General features: G+C 34.0%; 14 protein-coding genes. 1 reads left to right on the forward strand and 13 read right to left on the reverse strand.

Annotated elements, in window-relative coordinates:
• Window positions 1-42: 42 nt before the first annotated feature.
• The 5 genes from QUF93_RS16280 to QUF93_RS16300 all read right to left on the reverse strand — a co-directional run bounded on the left by QUF93_RS16280 (window position 43) and on the right by QUF93_RS16300 (window position 5,346).
• The gene (locus tag QUF93_RS16280; RefSeq protein ID WP_289359459.1) at window positions 43-468 is read right to left on the reverse strand and encodes a WapI family immunity protein; all 426 of its coding nucleotides are present in this window, start codon (window positions 466-468) and stop codon (window positions 43-45) included.
• Window positions 469-704: 236 nt separating this feature from the next.
• A complete protein-coding gene (ulaA, locus tag QUF93_RS16285) occupies window positions 705-1,976 on the reverse strand; it encodes a PTS ascorbate transporter subunit IIC (RefSeq protein ID WP_289359460.1) in 1,272 nt (423 codons plus the stop codon).
• Window positions 1,977-2,001: 25 nt separating this feature from the next.
• Window positions 2,002-2,271, reverse strand: coding sequence for a PTS sugar transporter subunit IIB (locus QUF93_RS16290; protein WP_098266395.1), 270 nt, complete (start codon window positions 2,269-2,271; stop codon window positions 2,002-2,004).
• A 13-nt stretch (window positions 2,272-2,284) separates the two neighbouring features.
• Window positions 2,285-4,390, reverse strand: a complete 2,106-nt coding sequence (locus tag QUF93_RS16295) for a BglG family transcription antiterminator (protein WP_289359461.1) — start codon at window positions 4,388-4,390, stop codon at window positions 2,285-2,287.
• Between the two features lie 410 nt (window positions 4,391-4,800).
• Window positions 4,801-5,346 carry a TetR/AcrR family transcriptional regulator gene (locus QUF93_RS16300; RefSeq protein WP_002120186.1) on the reverse strand — a complete coding sequence of 182 codons (546 nt, stop codon included), beginning with the start codon at window positions 5,344-5,346 and terminating at the stop codon, window positions 4,801-4,803.
• A gap of 172 nt (window positions 5,347-5,518) precedes the next feature.
• On the opposite strand from QUF93_RS16300, the gene QUF93_RS16305 reads away from it, so the two are divergent.
• Window positions 5,519-6,967: a DHA2 family efflux MFS transporter permease subunit gene (locus QUF93_RS16305; protein ID WP_289359462.1), complete on the forward strand. Its 1,449-nt coding sequence runs from the start codon at window positions 5,519-5,521 to the stop codon at window positions 6,965-6,967.
• A gap of 47 nt (window positions 6,968-7,014) precedes the next feature.
• On the opposite strand, the gene ltaS is transcribed toward QUF93_RS16305, so the two are convergent.
• The 8 genes from ltaS to hisC form a co-directional block, all read right to left on the reverse strand.
• The gene (gene ltaS, locus QUF93_RS16310) at window positions 7,015-8,988 is read right to left on the reverse strand and encodes a lipoteichoic acid synthase (RefSeq protein WP_289359463.1); all 1,974 of its coding nucleotides are present in this window, start codon (window positions 8,986-8,988) and stop codon (window positions 7,015-7,017) included.
• Between the two features lie 659 nt (window positions 8,989-9,647).
• Window positions 9,648-11,273, reverse strand: a complete 1,626-nt coding sequence (locus QUF93_RS16315; protein ID WP_289359464.1) for an ABC-F family ATP-binding cassette domain-containing protein — start codon at window positions 11,271-11,273, stop codon at window positions 9,648-9,650.
• Between the two features lie 489 nt (window positions 11,274-11,762).
• A complete protein-coding gene (locus tag QUF93_RS16320; protein WP_289359465.1) occupies window positions 11,763-14,879 on the reverse strand; it encodes an MMPL family transporter in 3,117 nt (1,038 codons plus the stop codon).
• Between the two features lie 211 nt (window positions 14,880-15,090).
• The gene (locus QUF93_RS16325) at window positions 15,091-15,657 is read right to left on the reverse strand and encodes a TetR/AcrR family transcriptional regulator (RefSeq protein ID WP_002110452.1); all 567 of its coding nucleotides are present in this window, start codon (window positions 15,655-15,657) and stop codon (window positions 15,091-15,093) included.
• A gap of 232 nt (window positions 15,658-15,889) precedes the next feature.
• Window positions 15,890-17,065, reverse strand: a complete 1,176-nt coding sequence (locus tag QUF93_RS16330; protein ID WP_289360989.1) for a GNAT family N-acetyltransferase — start codon at window positions 17,063-17,065, stop codon at window positions 15,890-15,892.
• Window positions 17,066-17,204: 139 nt separating this feature from the next.
• Entirely contained in the window at window positions 17,205-18,494 is a 1,290-nt protein-coding gene (gene aroA / locus QUF93_RS16335) for a 3-phosphoshikimate 1-carboxyvinyltransferase (protein WP_289359466.1), read from the reverse strand.
• 17 nt (window positions 18,495-18,511) lie between these two features.
• A complete protein-coding gene (tyrA, locus tag QUF93_RS16340) occupies window positions 18,512-19,612 on the reverse strand; it encodes a prephenate dehydrogenase (RefSeq protein ID WP_289359467.1) in 1,101 nt (366 codons plus the stop codon).
• Window positions 19,605-20,705 (reverse strand): histidinol-phosphate transaminase, encoded by a 1,101-nt coding sequence (gene hisC / locus QUF93_RS16345; protein WP_289359468.1) that lies wholly within the window; start codon window positions 20,703-20,705, stop codon window positions 19,605-19,607. The genes tyrA and hisC overlap by 8 nt, the downstream gene beginning before the upstream one ends.
• Window positions 20,706-20,711: the final 6 nt, after the last annotated feature.

Here is a 20,711-nt window from a genome sequence, read left to right on the forward strand (position 1 = left end):
TGAAAAAGACTTGATTCCCTCTAGTAGGTTATCAAGTCTTTTTTATCGTTTTGGAAATTTCCTTTGTTGTTCTTCAATAGAACGTATAATATTCTCTCTATCATCTTGCGTTACACCGATAGAAAATTCGTACTCCTCTTCCTTACACCATGAAGGATTAAGTTCCTGTGATAAGCGAATAACAATGTGAAACTCCTCTTCTTTTTCTCCCATAAATTCAAACGCTACATTTGGTTCTATGAAATCTAGTTCGTTATATGTAGGGTTCGGTAAAGATTCAAACCATTTTATCATGTACTGTAAGTCGTAAGTTTGTAAAAAAGGATCCATCGTTTTAAAAACTTTATTTTCTTCTGACAGTTTCGCTTTTACCATTAGCCAATTTCTATCACACTCGTCTTTTGCATCTTTATATTGGTAATTTACAACCTCTAAATGTAATGATATTTTTTCATTTTGAAAATTCATGCATAAGCCCCCTTTTATTTTACTCTTTTTGAAAGTTTACTTTTCTGTTTCAATATTGATCCTCAAGAAAAATCAACAAGTGTACAAACAATCAATACAATAATAACAAATGTTTTTTCAAACTAACTCCTATTTTCTATATTCAAATCCCCTTACTATCTTACACTATAATATCTACATTTAATAAAAAGACTTGAATTTATAATTAGAATTCAAGTCTTTTTATGCTCTATTATTTAGAAAATATTACCCAACAATTTCGCAATTTCACTAATTAAAATACCAACAACAGCAAAGTCAGAATCACCGAATGTTGTATTTTCAAATCCTAACCCACCTAATATAGGTAGTAATATAGCTGGTAGGAATGAGATTAATAATCCATTTACAAAAGCTCCTAATATGGCTCCTCGTCTTCCTCCAGTTGCATTTCCAAATACAGCAGCTGTTGCCCCTGTAAAGAAATGAGGGATTAGTCCTGGCACTATTACACTTAAGCCGATAAATGGAAGAATAAACATAGATAGTAATCCTGCAATAAAACTTGTTAAAAAACCAATAATAACTGCATTTGGTGCGAATGGAAAGATTGTTGGACAATCTAATGCTGGTTTGGCATTTGGGACAAGTTTATCTGCTATCCCTTTAAATGCAGGGACAATTTCTGCAATCAACATACGGACACCAGCTAGAATAATATATACACCCGCAGCAAATGTAATTGCTTGCATGAATGAATACACGAGATAATTTTGTCCGTTACTTAATTCTGTTTCGATAAAGTTTTTACCCGCAAATGGTGCAACAATAAAGAATAACACCGCCATTGTTAATGACATAGAAACTGATGTATCACGTAAAAACCCTAATGACTTCGGTACTTTAATTTGTTCTGTAGATTTTTCTTTATTTCCAAATTTACTACCAACAAACCCTGCTGCTAAATATCCAACTGAACCGAAATGGCCAATTGCGATATCATCCATTCCCGTAATTTTTCTAACATACGGTTGAAGTAGCGCTGGAAAAATGACCATAAGTAATCCTAAAATAATAGATCCAATAATAACTAGTGAAGCACCTTTCATCCCTGTAGTTGAAAATACAGCTGAAATTAAACATGCCATGAATAATGTATGATGACCAGTTAAAAATACATATTTAAATCTTGTAAATCGTGCAATTAGTAAATTAGCAATCATCCCAAATACCATAATTAATGCCGTTTCTGTCCCTAAAGTTTGCTGTGCTATCGCAACTACAGCTTCGTTATTTGGAATAATCCCTTTAATATGGAATGCTTTATCAAATATTTTACCAAAAACATCTAAAGCTCCTATTAATATAGTGGCTCCGCCTCCTAAAACGACGAAGCCCATAATTGTTTTTAATGTTCCTGAAACTGTATCTGCAACATTCTTTTTTTGCAATAGTAAACCGCACATAGCAAACAATCCAACTAATATTGCCGGTTGTCCCAAAATATCCTTCATTATTATATCAAACATAGCATTACTCCCCCTTTCACTGTTTCTACATCAGGTGTTTTTGTAATGCTTCTCTAATTTCATTTAAATCTAAAATGTTTGTTAATCCAGCAACTGTTCTAGTACCATCTTCAAGGTTGCAAATGATATCTTTCGCACCTAAATATAGATCTGCTTGTTCTGACTTACTTGATGCTAAATCCGTATGAGAAACTTCAGCTTGCAAGCCAAGTTCAGTTAATATTTTCTTCACATTCATTTCTACAATAAAACTACTTCCTAATCCATTTCCACATACAACTAATACTTTTTTCATTTCAATCTCCCCTTTAATTAGAATATTTAGCTATCATTTCTAGCATTTCATCTATTGAATTTGAATGAATTAACATTTCTACATTTTTCGGCTCAGATAACATCTCACTTAATTGTGCTAATGCTTTCAAATGTGTCTCATTATCTATCGCTGCTAATACAATAATTAAATTTGCAGCATGCTCTTGTTTTTCTGAAAATAACACACCTTCTTTTAGTTGTAATAAACTCATCCCTAATTTTTTGACACCTGCTTCCGGACGAGCGTGAGGTATTGCGATTTTAGGTGCAATTACAATATACGGTCCTAACTTCTTTACATTCGCAATCATCTCCGAAATATATTCCTCAGAAATATTTTCGTTTTGTAATAAAGGCTCAGCCGCAACACGAATTGCTTCCTCCCACGTCTCAACGTGATTCTCAAGCTGAATAAATTCTCTAGTTAATAGCTCGTTTAACATAGGCTTATATTTCTCCTCCTTATCAATATGTACCGGACCACTCATAAACTCTCTCAATTCATTTTTTAAAGATTTTTCATCTAAAATGTCTGCGTATTTTTGGATAATACCCATCATCATATCAACTGAATCATTTTGATTTTCGACATACAAAGCTACATTTACTTTTCGTAGTAACGATGCTTTTTCGGAATCAGTCAAAATTGGATTTACCATAAAGATAGGAATTTTCCCCTTCTCAAGTTCAGTTGTAGTAATGATACAATCTACATCAAATGCATTTGATTCATATTCCCGCTTTGAGATGGCTTTTAAAATATCTACACTCGAAAACAATTGCTCTAATTGGTACTGCAACATACGTGATGTACCAATACCATTTGGACAAACAAGCAGCGCAGTTTTTCTTGGACTGGGAACGATTCCCTCTTTCCTCATCCAAGCACCAAAGTGCATAGTAATATATGCCATTTCATCATCTGAAACTGGTTTTCCAACATATTCTTCAAAATGATGAATCACTTTTTTGGTAAGAGTATAAACTTCTTCATAATTTTGCTGGATTGTATAAAGTAATGGATTTTCTATTTCAATCCCGTACTTTACACGATAAAATGCCGGTTTCATATGCAGATATAGATCTGAAGCAAGTCCTTTAAAATCTTGAAATATAACACAAGCATAATGTTGAAAATCCTTTATCATATATCCGACCATTGAATGTATTCCATCAATCTCACTTTTTTCAAAGTCTTTTTGTTGAGCATTTACTTTTGCTCCTAACAAATGAGTCGTAATATAATAAATTTCGTCTATTGGAAACTCCACGAAAAATACTCTTTCAAACTGTTTTGCAATGTATTTTGCTGCTTCAAATTGTTTTGTTTCTCGTAGTACATCCTTTTCAGCATCTTCCATTTCAACACATTTTCCATTTACAATACGATTACGGAATAAATACATGTAAACGCTTAAACTTTCAAGTACCTCATCTGTATACTGAACTCCTAAAAGCTCTTCACAATTCGATAAAATATTTTTTATTATAAGTAGTTCCTCGTGATCTTTATTACCTTTTACATTTTTATTATCATTCGTAATATGTTTCACATGCGATATTAAATATTCCCATCCATGCTTTGAAATTATTTGTGAAAGATTTAAGATTAATATATTTCGTTTTCCATGTTCATTCCCATTAATATTGTAGCCATGTTTACGATCAAAGTTTAATGAGAGCTTAAACTTCACTAACTCTGCTTTTATTTTTTTCAAGTCAGCAAGAGCAGTATTACGACTGACTTGCACAAGTTCTATTAAGTCTTCTAATAGAATCCTTTTCTCCATTGTTAGTAAATAAAGAACCAGCAATATTTTTCGTTCTTGTGGAGAATATTCATATTGGCTTGTTGTAAATCCATTTAGCTTTTTTATCACTCTTTGCTTCGTTTCATTATCAAAACAGTAGCCTAAAGGGCGAATATATTCATATGAATTTAAATCCTCTGCAACTAACCAATCTTCTATTTTCTTCATATCATAATAAATTGTTCGCTTTGAAACCTGTATGGCTTCCATTAATTGAGATACAGAAACATAGCTATCTGTTTGAATAATTTGCTGTAATATACTTATACTTCGATTGTCTAATATCATATATGATGTACACCCTTTCTATACTTGTTCTTGAGTAGATTTGCAAGTATAGATACTAACTTTGCAAAATTAGAATTTGAAATCGCTTTCTATTAATATCTTATCTTATATCTTTCCTAAAATTAAGTCCAAATTCTCGTCTACGCACAGTGCAACGATTGGACTTTTGTTTAAAAATTTTATTATATACATACGATATATGAAATTATACAATACATATTTTTACTTTAAAGACATTTTGTCAATCTAAGTGCGACAATTCTTCCTGTAACGCTTCGTGGGCAGTTTTGCGTGTGAGTAAGTGAGTGGTGACTTCTACTTTATACGAAGCGAGATGGGCTTTTTTGTTTTTTCTTTAGGTGTCGCACTTAATAATACAATGCGTCAATACGTAAAATATTTTTAACTCATTACCCTTTGTACATGAAATAAATTTGATTTGCAATATAATCTGAACTAAAGTGAAGTCCATTCCTTATCCACCACATGATAATACCTACCAGCGAGGCTGTTTTAATATCAACCGCAACATAATTATCAGGTAAATCCTTTTTCGTATTCTCTCTTCTCGTTTCAATTAATTCTTTTAAAAATAAAAATAATTGCTCTTCAAATTGATTCATTTTAAATAATATAAATAAATAATTTCGGTGGATATATATATAATCAAGTAATTGTGTTAGCTTTTGTTTTTCTGATAAATCTTTTGCATGCATTAAATCAACAATTTTATTAGAAAGCTCATTTAAAATCTCATTCGTGATTTGGTCTATTAAATCTTGAATATCTTGATAATGTAAGTAAAATGTTGTTCGATTTAATCCTGCTTTAGTTGCGACTTTCTGAATCGTTAAACTTGAAATACTAGAATTCTCACATAAGAGTGAAATAACAGCATTTTTAAACATTTCTCTTGAACGTACTGTACGAGGATCTTCTTTTTTAGGTGTAGACATTTTTAAACCCCTTTATAGATTTTCTTTAACTTTATCGACATCATATACCATCTATGTCGAGTAGTGAACATTTTCAAAAAAACTGTTCATGGTCAAAGAAAATATATTTTGTTACCATTAATTTTATCGACATGATGTCGATAAATCAAGGCGATAATGAAGGAGTTTATCAATGAAAAAGGAAATATCAGAAAGAAATAAAAAAATTATATTAGTTGTGCTCATTGCCGGATGTTTTTTATCAACATTGAATCAGACGCTATTAAATGTGGCGATGAGTAATTTAATGGAAGTATTTGATGTTACGGCTGCAACAGTGCAATGGCTATCGACAGGCTTTATGCTCATAAATGGTGTTCTCGTGCCAATTACTGCATTTTTAATGAAACGATTTACAACAAGGCAGCTATTTATTAGCTCGATGCTCTCTTTATTTATTGGGACTGTTCTCTGTGCATGCGCCATGAATTTTGGTGTTTTGTTAACAGGAAGAATGATTCAAGCAGTTGGGGCAGGAATTATTATGCCGCTAATGATGACAGTTATTTTATATTTATACCCTAGTGAAAAGCGTGGAAGTATTATGGGAACCATCGGTTTCGCCATAATTTTTGCGCCAGCCATCGCTCCAACATTATCTGGCTTTATCATTGAATATGTATCATGGAGATGGTTATTTATTGGATTAGCTCCATTTGTATTAATCGTTATTATTCTCGCGCTTAAATATTTAATGAATGTTGCAGAGACAACAAAAGCAAACTTAGATATCGTAAGTGTCATTTTATCAACGATTGGCTTTGGTTGTGTTATATTCGGATTTAGTAGTGCAGGAAGCAAAGGATGGGATCATCCAGTTGTTATTACAACAATTATCATCGGTATAATCGTTACAGCTTTATTCTGTTTACGTCAAATAAAGTCTAACGATCCCTTATTAAATTTATCAGTATTTAAGTATAAAGTTTTCACTCTTACTTCAGTCATTAACGTACTCATTACGATGATTATGTATGCGGATTTAATTCTTTTACCGATTTACTTGCAAAATGGACGAGGTTTCACTGCATTTGAATCAGGTTTACTTCTATTACCTGGCGCTGTAATTAATGCCTTCTTATCACCTATCACAGGTAAAATGTTTGATAAATACGGGGCAAAACCACTCTTCATTACAGGTTTAATATGTATCATTATTTCGATGTGGGGTGTAATTCATTTGACCGAATCCACAACTTATATGTATTTAATGGTTCGTACCATTATTCTACGCATTGGACTAAGTTTCATTTCGATGCCTTTAAATACAGCTGGGTTGAATGCTTTACCAAGAGAACTGGGTTCACATGGTTCAGCAGTAAATAATACCATTCGACAATTAGCTGGTGCTATTGGAACAGCAGTTATTATCACGGTATATACAATTCAATCCACTTCACATGCTTCACAGTTATATAGCGGGAACGAAAGCATATCAGCTATGCAAGTAACAAAATTATCTTCTATCTTCAGCTCAAGTGATGCCTACGTATTTATGTTAGTTTTATCTTTTATAGCTTTGATTATTGCATGTTTTACGCCAAAAAAAGTAGCACTCCAAAAATCCGAAAGTAACTCTTAAAACAAAAAATCCTACTCGTTTTCTATACGAGTAGGATTTTTTATTATTTATTTTGTTTCCCCGTCTTCAGTCGTCTTCACCTTCGTTTTATTATTATCACGATTGTTATAGTTGTACTTAGAACGATCTACTGGAGTGAAGCCTTCTGGTGTGTAGAATCGTAATAAATCGCCGTTAACAACTTGGTCAGAGTATTTTAGTGATTTTTGAACCATTTGTTCATTTTGTTTTATTTCGTCTGTAAATTCTACTGGATTTCCAGTCGCTGTATCATAGTATTTGCCGTTCAGTGCAGTCACTGTTGGGCTTACGTAGTTACCGTTACGGAACGGAACAACTTGTTTATGATCTGGCGATAATAAATCTGATCCGAATTGGACATAATTCTTTGTATCTGTACCTAGTAAGTGTAATAACGTTGGAAGAACGTCAATTTCTCCACCGTATTGATGTTGTACGCCGCCTTCCATTCCTGGTACGCGAATGATTAAAGGTACACGTTGTAATTGAGCATTTTCAAATGAGTTCATTTCTTTACCCATTATTTGAGACATTGCTGCGCTATGATTATCTGAAATACCGTAATGGTCACCGTACATAACGATAATTGAGTTATCGTATAAACCAGATTGTTTCAAGTAATCAATAAATCCTTTTACAGACTCATCTAAATAACGTGCTGTTTGGAAGTACGTATCTACTGATGAATCACCTGTTTTAGCTGGTTCAATCGTTGCTTCCGCTTTATCAATAGGATAAGGGAAATGGTTCGATAACGTAATGAACTTCGTATAGAACGGTTGTTTCAACGTTTGTAATAACGGAATTGATTCATTAAAGAACGGTTTATCTTTTAAGCCATAGTTTACTACATCTTTTTCGTTCATATCATAGTATGACGCATCAAAGAATTTATTAAAACCAAATGATTTATAAATTTCATCACGGTTCCAGAACGTTTTGTAGTTACCGTGGAACACTGCTGATGTGTATCCTTGTTGACCTAAAATAGCTGGTGCTGATTGATACGTGTTATTAGCTTTATTTGTAAAAACAGATCCTTGCGGTAATCCAAACATTGAGTTCTCTAACATGAACTCCGCATCAGATGTTTTACCTTGTCCTGTTTGATGGAAGAAGTTATCAAAGTATAACGTATTCGCATCTTTTGTAAATGAGTTTAAGAATGGTGTAACTTCTTGGCCATTTAGCTTATAGTTTAGTAAAAAGTTTTGGAATGACTCTAAATGAATATAAATTACGTTCATTCCTTTTCCTTTACCGAAATACTCAGGATTCGGACTTGCATAAGTTGATGTAAGATAGTTTCTAACTTCTGTCATATTATCTCCATCAGCTAATGCACGTTCTGTTGATGCTTTCGCACTTTGAATACCATCATAAATCGTAAAGTTATACACTCCTAAATATTTCACAATATAATTGCGGTCAAATGTTCTAGTTAATAACTGAGGACGATCCGATTCTGCGAGTCCTAGGTTAATACTAAAGAATAAAATACCTGCTACAAATACTAGCGATAATTTATGCTTCGCAACACGGATTGGTTTAGGATTTACAAATTTCGTTGCTACTAAAACAATTAAAATGATTGTATCTAAGAAATATAGTGGATCATATAAGTGTAGCAATGCAAAAATACTACCACCTAAATCTCCAAAGTTATTCGTTTGTGTTAATGTCGGGAACGTAATAAAGTCGCTGAAAAAGCGATAATATACTACATTGGCATATAGAAGTATAGACATTAGCAAATTAATAATAATTAACCAAATGTAAGCTCGTTTCCCTCTTGCGAATAATGCAAGTCCTAAAAATAGAACTGCTGAGCTTAACGGGTTTAAAAACAGTAAGAACTTTTGGATTGTATTCGATATCCCTAAATTAAATTCCATCACATATGCTGCATATGTTTTTAACCAAAGTAAAATAACTGCAAATACGAAAAATCCAAAATGATTACTTAATACTCGTTTACTCTTTAATAAAAATTGTTGCATCTCTCCACCTCTTTTAATCATCCAAGGCTTATTTTGTATAAGTCTTTCTCTCTATTCAATTTTTCTTATTCACATAGATTTTATTTATTTAACTATATGAAGAATATTAGTAATTATAATTTGAAGTTATTATTTATTCAACTATTTCTTTCTAAACATTTTGACCTTGGTTTCTATTTAACAAAATACATTTGTAACATTTTCTGTTTTCTCCCAAGACTCATCCACTAATTATGACTCCACAAACTATAATCCTTTATTTCCTCATTTGCAAACTAATCTATCTCCAATTTTGGTATATATTTCACATAAGAAAAAGTGTAGTTTGAAGTAATTGCTCAAACTACACTTTTTCTACAATCCTATCCTTTATAACTAACTTCCCCAATTGCCCGGTAATCTTTTCCATCACGATGATCAACAATTTCCTAACTTCCTCCTACTTCAGGAGTATTTCCCGTTACTTTATTCGTCCCTTCCAATGTAAAAAACCATTCCTTCAGGTGCAACATCCAAATTTCTTATCATCGTTAATGTTATTTTTGAATAATTATTCATTTTAACTCTCCCCCACCTCATATTAAAACGAATGTTTTTTCTTGAAAATATTACACAAAACCCCCGCTCTCATAAAAGAGAGCGAGGGTTTTAATCATTCATTATTGACCTTTGTACATTGCAGCAACTTGTTTTTGAAGTTCTTCATTTTCTAAGAACTCATCATACGTTGCTTCCTTATCGACTACACCGTTTGGCGTTACTTCGATAATGCGGTTTGCAATTGTTTGTACGAACTGATGGTCATGAGATGTGAATAACATTGTACCTTTGAATGCAATTAAACCGTTGTTTAATGCAGTTATAGACTCAAGGTCTAAATGGTTCGTTGGATCGTCAAGTGTGATTACGTTCGCACCACTTAACATCATTTTAGATAGCATACAACGAACTTTTTCGCCTCCAGATAATACAGAAACGTTCTTCTTAACTTCTTCACCTGAGAATAACATACGGCCTAAGAAACCACGTAAGAAGCTTTCTGACTCATCTTGTGGAGAGAATTGGCGTAACCAATCAACTAAGTTGAAGTCACTGTTCTCAAAGTATTTAGAGTTATCTCTTGGGAAGTACGATTGAGATGTTGTAACACCCCATTTGAATGAACCGCTATCTGGCTCCATTTCACCCATAAGGATTTTAAATAATGTTGTCATCGCAATATCGTTACGACCAATAAATGCAACTTTATCACCTTTATTTAAAGTGAAGTACACATTATCTAACACTTTTTCGCCATCAATTGTTTTAGAAAGACCTTCAACAGTTAATAAGTCATTTCCTATTTCACGCTCAGGTGTGAAGCCAACGAATGGATAACGACGTGATGACGGTCTAATATCATCTAATGTAATTTTATCTAATAATTTTTTACGAGAAGTTGCTTGTTTCGCTTTAGATGCGTTTGAGCTAAAGCGTGCAATAAAGTTTTGTAACTCTTTTACTTTCTCTTCTTTTTTCTTATTAGCATCTTGTGTTAATTTTAAAGCTAATTGGCTTGACTCATACCAGAAGTCATAGTTACCAACATAAAGTTGAATTTTACCGAAATCAAGATCAGCCATGTGCGTACAAACTTTATTTAAGAAGTGACGGTCATGGGATACAACGATTACTGTATTTTCAAAGTTCATTAAGAAGTTTTCTAACCATTGAATCGCTTTTAAGTCCAAGTGGTTGGTAGGCTCATCTAGTAATAGAATGTCAGGTTTACCGAATAAAGCTTGAGCAAGTAATACTTTTACTTTCTCTGCCCCAGTTAATTCTGACAATTTCTTATCATGAAGGTCTTCACCAATACCAAGTCCTTTTAATAAGATTGCAGCTTCTGATTCAGCTTCCCAACCGTTAAGCTCAGCGAACTCACCTTCAAGTTCAGCAGCACGCATACCATCTTCATCACTAAAGTCTTCTTTCATGTAAATGGCATTTTTCTCTTGCATTACTTTGTAAAGTTGCGTGTGACCCATAATTACTGTTTCTAATACTGGGAACTCTTCATATTCGAAGTGATTCTGTTTTAATACTGCTAAACGCTCACCTGGCGTAATATGTATGTCACCTGTTGATTGGTCAACTTCTCCAGATAAAATCTTTAGAAATGTTGATTTACCAGCACCGTTTGCTCCAATTAAACCGTAGCAATTACCTGGCGTGAATTTTATGTTAACATCTTCAAATAATTTGCGATCCGCGAAACGCAAACTAACGTTACTTACTGTAATCATTTGTGTCCTCCTACTAATACCACTTATTTCAGCGTTTTCTCACCGATTGTCTTAAAAAATCGCATATTACGACTCAATTATTGTAGACTATAGCTATTATATAGTAGAAGCTGGATGAATAGCAACGGTTGATTGCTTTTATCGTGTGGTTATTACATTGATTTACTAGTTAATACAGCATTTTAAATAATACTAGTTAAATTCCATATATAGTGAATAAGGATTTCGCTATACAAATTCATATCAAAAAGATATTCACACAACCTCAAGAATATAATTGCCCCACCAAAACTTAACATACCATAAACGAATGATTTGTTTGTTACCCATAAATCCCTCCTACTACAAAAAAGGGCGTGAATATTTTCCGTATTTCCCTAACTATATTTCACCATATATTAGAAAGTATTTTTTTCGTTTATTCGCAAACGTTCTTCACTCTGTTTTCAATAAAAAACTGTAGAGAACACACTCTCTACAGTTTTTTTATTACTTCTTATCAATTATTTTCTTTTTATAACTTTGTATTTTACTCGTTAACCCTATTAAAGCTGGTAATAATATTGGCATAACAATTAAAGCTAATAATATAAGGGCAATGCCAACAACTAATGCTACTTGTATTAGCGTTAATACACCTGAAGGAATTAATGCTGCAAATGTCCCACCTAAAATAAGTGCCGCTGATAATACGACTCCTCCTATATGACGAGATGCATTTACAATTTTCGTTACTGAATCCCCTTCTATCTCATTGTATCGCATCATTACGAAGATGCTATAATCCACTCCTAAAGCGACAATCATAATGAAGCTAAAGAATGGAACATTCCAGCTTAATGATTCTACATGTAATATATGCGCACTAATTTGTTCACTTATACCAAGTGATGCGAAGTACGCTAATATTAATGATCCAATAATAAATATTGAGTTTAATAATGAACGGGTAATCACTATTAATACAATCGCAATTCCAATTAACATAATCGTAGCTGTACGTAAGAAATCTTGCCCGGTTACTTCTTTTAAATCAACGTTTCTAGCTGTTGTTCCGCCAATTGCTTTTTTCGCCGATTTTAATTCTGTACCATTTAACGTACCGTCTATCGTTTTATTAATTTCTTGAATAATAGGCATCGCTTCTTTTGAATACGGGTTTACGTCTAAAATGATTGTCATTTTAGCAGTTTCTCTATCATGTGACATATACGTATTCAATGCTTGTTGGAAGTCTTCTCCCTCCAAAACTTCTTTTGGAATATAAAACTTCTCTGAGCTTTTCGATTCATTCAGCTCACCTAAATATTTTTGAGCGTCCCCTAGACCGTTACTTACTTTTCCTAAACCTTCTGTACTTTTAGATAAGCCTGATTGTAATTGCCCCATCTTTTCTTGCAAATCTTTCAGTCCAGTTAATAATTGACCTTGCCCATCATTTATTTTCGTTAGTCCAGATTGTAACTCACCTGATTTGTTCGCAATTTGTTTTGAACCTGTAGCTCCTTCGTTCAAGCCGTTTTTCAGCTCGGTTGCCCCTTTTTGTAATTGCGTAACGCCACTGTTCATTTCTTTTAAACCACTATCTACTTTCAGTAACGATTGATTCGCTTCTTTAAATGAAATCATCGCTGCTTTGTGCTGCGTCGCTAATTGATTTAATTCATTTGAAAGGACACTTAATTGCTTCTGAGCTTCTTTTGTAATTCCTAATGTTTGCTGCACATTAGGATCATTTGCTAATTCTGGTTTTGTTTGAATGAAATTGTTCATTAACGTTTCAATTTGTTCATATCCTTTTTTCGCACCATCAATCGCTTGAGAAATACTTCCGAAATATTGATCGTACGAACTTAAACCTTTTTCTAACTGAGTATACCCAGCATGAAGCTGAGAAGTTGCATTTGAAAGGGCATTGATATTTCCGTTTAATGATGCTAGCCCATCCTCTATTTGCTTCGCCCCTTGTGCCCCATTGTTTATTCCATTCGATAATTGATTTAAAGCTGTTCCTAATGCTGTTACGCCATTTTTCGCCTCATTTGTTCCATCAATTAACTTTTGAACATTTGCGAGACTATTTGAGTCATTACCACCCATTTTGTCTTTCGCATCAGTTAATCCGTCATTAATTTCTTTTATACCACCATTTGCATCTCCTAAGCCTGTATTCAATTCTCCGGCTTGTTTATTTATATATAATTCTTTAATCTTATCTCCAGTTGGACGCGTCGGTGAATATACTTCTGAAACCCCTTTAACTTTCGAAAGTTTTTCAGTTAGTTCATCTAAAGTTTGTAGAGAAGTCGCTTCATCTAGCTTTTTGTCAGATTGAATAACTAGCGTACCCGGTGAAGAGAAACCAGGCGGGAAATGCTCTTCTATTACATTAATCCCCATTTTTGATTCATACTTATTATCTACTTCAAATAAATCATTGTAATTATGCGTGTTAGAATATTTTAATACGAAAGGAATCGATATCACAAACACAATAATTAAAGCAACAAATGGTCTTGCTACCGAGTTTTTCGCAAAGAATCCCCATAAACGACTATCCTCATGTCCTTTAAATGTTTTAACTGGATAAAACATTCCTTTTCCTAATAGCACCATGAAAAATGGATTTAAAGTTGTTAATACGAGTAGTAATACTGCGACACCAATTGCTACCGCTGAAGTAGATTGATATAATTTAAAACTCGCTAATGCAAGAGATGCAAAACCGATTAGTACTGCAATTCCGCTATATAAAACGGTTTTACCTGCTGATTTAAATGTTTCTTTCGTAGCTAAATACGCATTTTCTTGTTTACTTAATTCTTCTTTATATCTCGTATATAATAAAATGTTATAGTCTGTTCCTACTCCAAACAGGACGACAACTACAAACACTTGTGTAAAGTTTGAAAATGGAAAATTAAATTGATCAACCAAATGAGCAATAATTCCCATTGAAACTAAGTACGATACCCCAACTGTAAGAAGTGAAACGATCGGAACAATTGGTGAACGAAATACAATGATTAATACTACAAGAATGAAAATGATTGAAATAACTTCTGTCTTTTGCACTCCCTCTTGAGAGGATTTAAGAAAATCATCTCCGATTAAGTCACTTCCTGTTAAGTATGTTTTTACCCCTTTCGGTTTAACTTTTTTATGTAGCTCCTCTGCAACTTTTGATATTTCACCATGTTTTTTATCTACCGATATTTGCGTTAAAATAGTCGTATTGTCTTTAGAAATTAACTGTTTTTCCAAGTCTTTATTATCTAAATGTGAAACAACTTCCTTAATTCCTAATTGCTCTTTTTCACTTTGTAACGCATTGATCGTTTTTGTTATTTCCTCTTTTTGCTCAGTAGTTAAAGCTGCTTTATTACCACTATTAAAAACGGCTATAATTTCGTACTTTTCAACACCTTCTTTATCCATCTCTTTTATCATCTTGTCAGCAATACTACTTTGTTCTGTATTAGGAATCGTAATTTGCCCTTTTTCTTTCACTAACTTATCCATATTAGGCATCGTTACGACCATTGTAATAGTAATAACTACCCATAATAGAAAAGATAAACTTCTCCAACTTTTTAATTTGCTCATATGAATCATCTCCTACTTTTAGAATTTCATGTTGCATTCGGAATGAACGTTCATTCCTATTATTCTATTAAATTATTTTTAAATCTATTTACCTACCTCTATCGGAATGAATATTCATTCCTTTAGTTGTACGGATATATCATCTCCTGTTCTCATTTGATATATCTATTTCGGAATGAATGTTCATTCCTGTCCTTATAGAGCTATAGAATCAAATGATTCTAATAGCATTCCAAGAGCTTTCTTCCAATTCTTTTACTAATTCTTTTGAGTATTCTAATTGCCCTGTTGCCATTACTTTAGTTAATTTTTCTAGCGGTTGATATACAATAATAATTAAAGCAACTGGAGGCAATGGACGGAGCAAACCTTTTGCGATTCCATCTTCTATAATATTCATAAAGAAGCCTATAAAATCGTCAAATATTTTGTTACTCTGTTCATCAAGAAAATAACTATCACAGTGAGAATTTGTAAAAAGAAAAGCATCCACATTGTTTCTCGCAAATTCAAATAAACGGTTATAAATATGACTAAACTGTTCACGAATATTTGCTTCAACAGGAAAATCAGTTTTTAGTATTTCAGATAATTGCAACATGCTCTTTGAAAATAGTGAGTTAACGAGTGCCTCTTTATTTTCAAAATAGCGATAAATAGTACCAGCGCCAACATTTGCTTTTTCAGCAATCATCGGAATTGTCGTACCATCGTAACCACGCTCTGCGAAAAGTTTTATAGCAGCATCAAAAATATCCTCTTGTTTATTTTTAGCCATTTTGCTCACCTCAATTTCCAGGAATGAAAATTCATTCCGTTTTTAATTATAAATTACACGGATTAAAAGTCAAGTGCGTGACAAAGTAATACAGAATTTTTATAGCCCATGCTTGTGAATGAAATTACATCAGCGATTTTTAAGATATATCGACTTACCGACAAAAACTGACAAAATAAGAGGAAGCCATCCCAAAATTTTATTTTGGACAGCTCAATTTCATATATGTGAATTAAAAGAAATCATAAATGAATGCTTCTCGTACCGGTACTAAATTCTCAAATACTCGTATTTCCTCTTCGCTTCCGCTAATTAATTCAAGTTCTTTTAGCTCTAACGGACGTTTGTAGCCAAACATTATTGTAGATAACGCATTGATATCTAGTCTAATTCCTTTATGCAATGTCTCTTCGTTTATAATTGTTACTTCATGATTTGCAAGTTTCACAGTTACGTTATTCCAAGGTGCAAATGAATCTGTAATTTGTAAGATCACTTCTTGCTGCGCACTGTTCCAATTAAACTCATATTGATTTAAGAACTGCTTCACATCTACAATTCTACCCATAAAATATGGTTTCAGTTCTGCCTTCACTCGCGGTTCTTGCAATGTATATAACAACGGTTCTTTTTCACTTAATATCATTTCAAGTTCTTTAAGCATAGAATCATGCTGGCAAATAAAGTTCCATAGGCCATTTCTCGCTTCATTATGCAGTGGAACAAATTCTTCTACCGTCATTTTAGAATCCTCTATTTTATATAAAATGTAACCTGTCGCATTTTTATTTTCATCATAGTAAACTGCCAATGTTAAATCATGATACACCGCTTGTAGCCACCATTTACGTCCGCGAACTAACATACCAGAAAATCGTTCTGCAAATGTTTCATATAGCTTCTCTACGTCTTCTGGATGGTTTTCTTTATTAAAACGTTTCACAGTACCATTTACTTGTTTTTTCATAATTAAATCGCTCTTCTCCATATGACATACAAGGCGATTTGCACAAAGCTCCCAGCCATATTTGCGGTAAAATGAAACGGCAAATGGATGTAACATCGATACACTATATCCATCTCTTTTCATAGTTTGCAGTGAATGCTGAAGTAACTCTTTTACATACCCACTTCTTCTATATTCTGGATAGGTCGCTACCCCTGCAACGCCACCCATTTTAAATTTGTCTTTGCCTATGTAAATATGAAAAGGAATAAGGTGCAGTTTTGCCGCTAAATCTTTCCCTTCCATAATGCCGTATATTTCATGAATTTCTTTCATTCGAGTAAGTTGCTGCTGCAATCGTTCCTCATTTACTTTATATTGAAAAGCGTATTCTGATAAACGTAATGCTTCTCTGAACTTATCTTCTTTTAATTGTATGACGGTCATATAATTCTCCTCCATTCCTTGTTTGAATTGTATCATAATTCTTACTATTGTAGTTCGGTAAGTGAAATTACATTGACGTTTCAACAAAATATATCGATTTAACAACTATCTAACATAAAAAAGCAGATACATTACATACCTGCTTTTCATCCTACTATTTAGCTAACTTTTGAAGTTCTTCGAAGAACGTAGGATATGATACTCCTACTGCTTCTGCATCTTCAATTGTTGTTTTTCCTTCTGCTATACAGCCAGCAATCGCAAGCATCATTCCGATGCGGTGATCACCGTAACTATTTACTGTATGGCCTTTTAGAGCTGATTTTCCGTATATGATCATGCCGTCATCAGTTGCTTCTATGCGAGCTCCTAGTTTCGTTAACTCCGCAACGACTGTATCAATACGGTTTGTTTCTTTTACTTTTAATTCGTGCGCATCTTTAATAACTGTAATTCCTTCTGCTTGCGTTGCCGCTAAAGCAATAACTGGAATTTCATCGATTAATCTTGGGATAATATCTCCACCAATTTCAATTCCTTTTAATGAAGATGTTTCGATCGTAATGTTTGCAGCTGGTTCTGATGCACCTTCATGAATTGGTTCTACAGTGAACGTAGCACCCATTTTCTCTAAAACATCAATAATACCTGTACGAGTTGGATTCATTCCTACATTTTGTAATACTAGTTTACTATTTGGAATAATTGCTCCTGCTACTAAGAAAAATGCTGCTGATGATACGTCACCTGGCACTTGAACGTCTGTTGCTGTTAACTTTTGTCCACCTGCTAATTTCACTGTTTTTCCTTCGCGAGTTACCTTAACACCAAATGCTTCAAGCATTCTTTCCGTGTGATCGCGTGAAATATGTGGTTCTGTAACAGCTGTTACACCTTCTGCACGAAGACCCGCAAGTAAAATAGCTGACTTTACTTGTGCACTTGCAACAGGAGAAATATATTCAATTGCTTTTAAATCTCCGCCACGTATTGTTAGCGGTGTAAATGTTCCTTCTTCTCGGCCATCAATGTTTGCACCCATTTGTTTTAATGGGTTTGTTACACGCTTCATCGGTCTTTTTGCGATAGATTCATCACCTTGTACGCAAGAGAAAAATGGTGTGTTTGCAAGTATTCCTGACATTAATCGGATCGTTGTACCAGAATTACCAACATCTAATACAGCTTTCGGTTCTTGTAAACCTTCTAATCCTTTACCAACTACAGTAACCTCATCATCGTTTTGCGTAATTTCTACTCCCATTTCTTTAAAACATGAAATCGTACTTAAACAGTCTGCACCGGGCAAGAAACCTTTAATTGTTGTTTTCCCTTCTGCAATCGAACCGAACATAACAGCACGGTGTGAAATGGATTTATCACCTGGGATTGTAATATTGCCATTCAATCCGTTATTGACAGGTTGTATTGTTCTTTCTTTCACGTTTTTCACCTTCTCATTTAAATTGTTTCATAAGTTTGGTATTCTTCTTCTCCAAGCGCTAGCTTTGCTTTCATACGATCTTCTTCCCTTTGGAAGCTAATACGTAATACCCCAAGCAGTCCTTCACGCGCTTCTAATATTTGCAAGTTTGTAATGCTAATTTCTTCTTCTGCTAAAATACTCGTAATATGAGCTAAAGCCCCTACTTTATCTAAAACATCGACGTATAAGTCGTGATAGGCAGGAATTGCCCCCCTCTTTCGCACTGGTAAAGAATCACGGTATTCTTTTGCGTCAGCAAAATAGTTTTGTATTTCACCTGCATCTCCTTTAGAAACAGTCTTATATAACTCTTCCATTTCTGAGATCCATTCTTCTAATAGTTCCAATAAATGCCCGCGATTTTGCTTTACGATATCACTCCACATTTTCGGACTACTTGATGCAATGCGTGTTATATCTTTAAATCCGCCTGCCGCTAGTTGATGAATAAGCGGATTATCCCCGGCATGTTTCTCAACTTGTTTTACTAATCCTGCGGCGATAAGATGCGGAAAATGACTAACAATTCCTGTTACATAATCGTGTTCTTTTGTATTTAAAACGAGAAAATGCGAGCCTGTTCCTTTTAACCACTCTTTTAGCTCATCTACTTGATCCGTTGGCACGTGATTCATTGGCGTTAAAATGTAAAATGCGTTTTCGAAAAGGTGCGCCTTTGCACTTTCAACGCCAGTTTTATGAGAACCTGCCATTGGATGTCCACCGATAAAAGAAACTTTCTTTGATAATAAAGCTTCTGCTTCATTCATAATTGTCCCTTTCGTACTTCCTACATCGGTAACAATAACATCTTCTCGTAAATGAAATGATGCAAGTTTGTGTAATAACTTTTTCGTTTCTTCAACTGGAGAGGCAAAAATAATTAAATGTGCCTCCTCACATGCACTCTGTAAATCTACTGCTACTTCATCAACTACATGTAATTCTTTTGCGCGCTCTACTTGCTCTTTAAATATGTCATAGCCAGTAATCGTTACATCGTGCTCTTTTTTTATCGCTAATGCAAGTGAGCCTCCTATTAATCCTGTTCCAATTAATACTACCTTTTTACACATTTGTCTCATCTCGAGACTTACTTTTTTTATTTTCAAAGTGTTGTTTTAACACTGAAATCACTCCCTCATTTTGTTCCCTAGTTCCGATTGTAATACGGACGCCATTTGGAAACGGACGAATAATAAACCCCGCGTGCGCACAAGCTTCATAAATTTCCCCAGCATCATCTACTGGTAAGAAGATAAAGTTCGTTTGCGACGGATAAAACGGGATTTCATTTTCTGTACAAAAACTTTCGTACTGTTGTAATCCCTCTTCGTTAACACGTACTATTTCTTCAATAAACGCTTCATCACTAAAGGCAATCGTTGCGGCTTTTTGTGCTAATGAAGACACGTTAAACGGCAAACGAACGACATTTAATTTCTCGATTAATTCTACTTGTCCAATCGCATACCCAACGCGAAATGATGCTAAACCGTACGCTTTAGAAAACGTTCTTAATATAAGAAGGTTTTTATGTTTTTCTAGAAGCTGTACTGTCTCTGGGAAATCTTTCGCGGTTACGTATTCATAGTATGCTTCGTCAATGACAATTAACGTCTTTTCACTAACTCCCTCAATAAATTGATTTAATTTTCGCTCATCAACATATGTGCCTGTCGGATTATTCGGGTTACAAATCCAAACGATTTTTGTATGTTCATCAATCGCTGAAGAAATTCTATCTAAGTCATATACACCGTTATTTAAAGGAACTTCTTTCACTTCACATCCTTCAATAACCGCATGATGACGGTACTGAGGAAATGTCACGCCAGCAGTTACGATATTATCTCCTTTACAGAGCACTGCACGGCTTATAATTTGAATAACTTCATCGAGCCCACTACCACAAAGTACTTGTTCCATTTGCACTTGTAATTTCTCTGCAATCGTTTGACGGAGCGTTGTAGCTCCGCCATCTGGGTACAATGCATGTTCTTGCCACGATTTTTGTAATTCTCCTAAAACACGAGGTGAACAGCCAAATGGATTTTCATTTGATGCTAACTTAACAAATGAATGGTCCCCGTATACTTCTTTCATTTGCTCTGGTGATTTACCTGGTTTATATGGTTGTAATGATGATAGTTGATCTTTTACTTGCATGTTAAA

Origin of the sequence: Bacillus hominis (assembly GCF_030348325.1) — a bacterium.
Taxonomy (GTDB): Bacteria; Bacillota; Bacilli; order Bacillales; family Bacillaceae_G; genus Bacillus_A; species Bacillus_A hominis.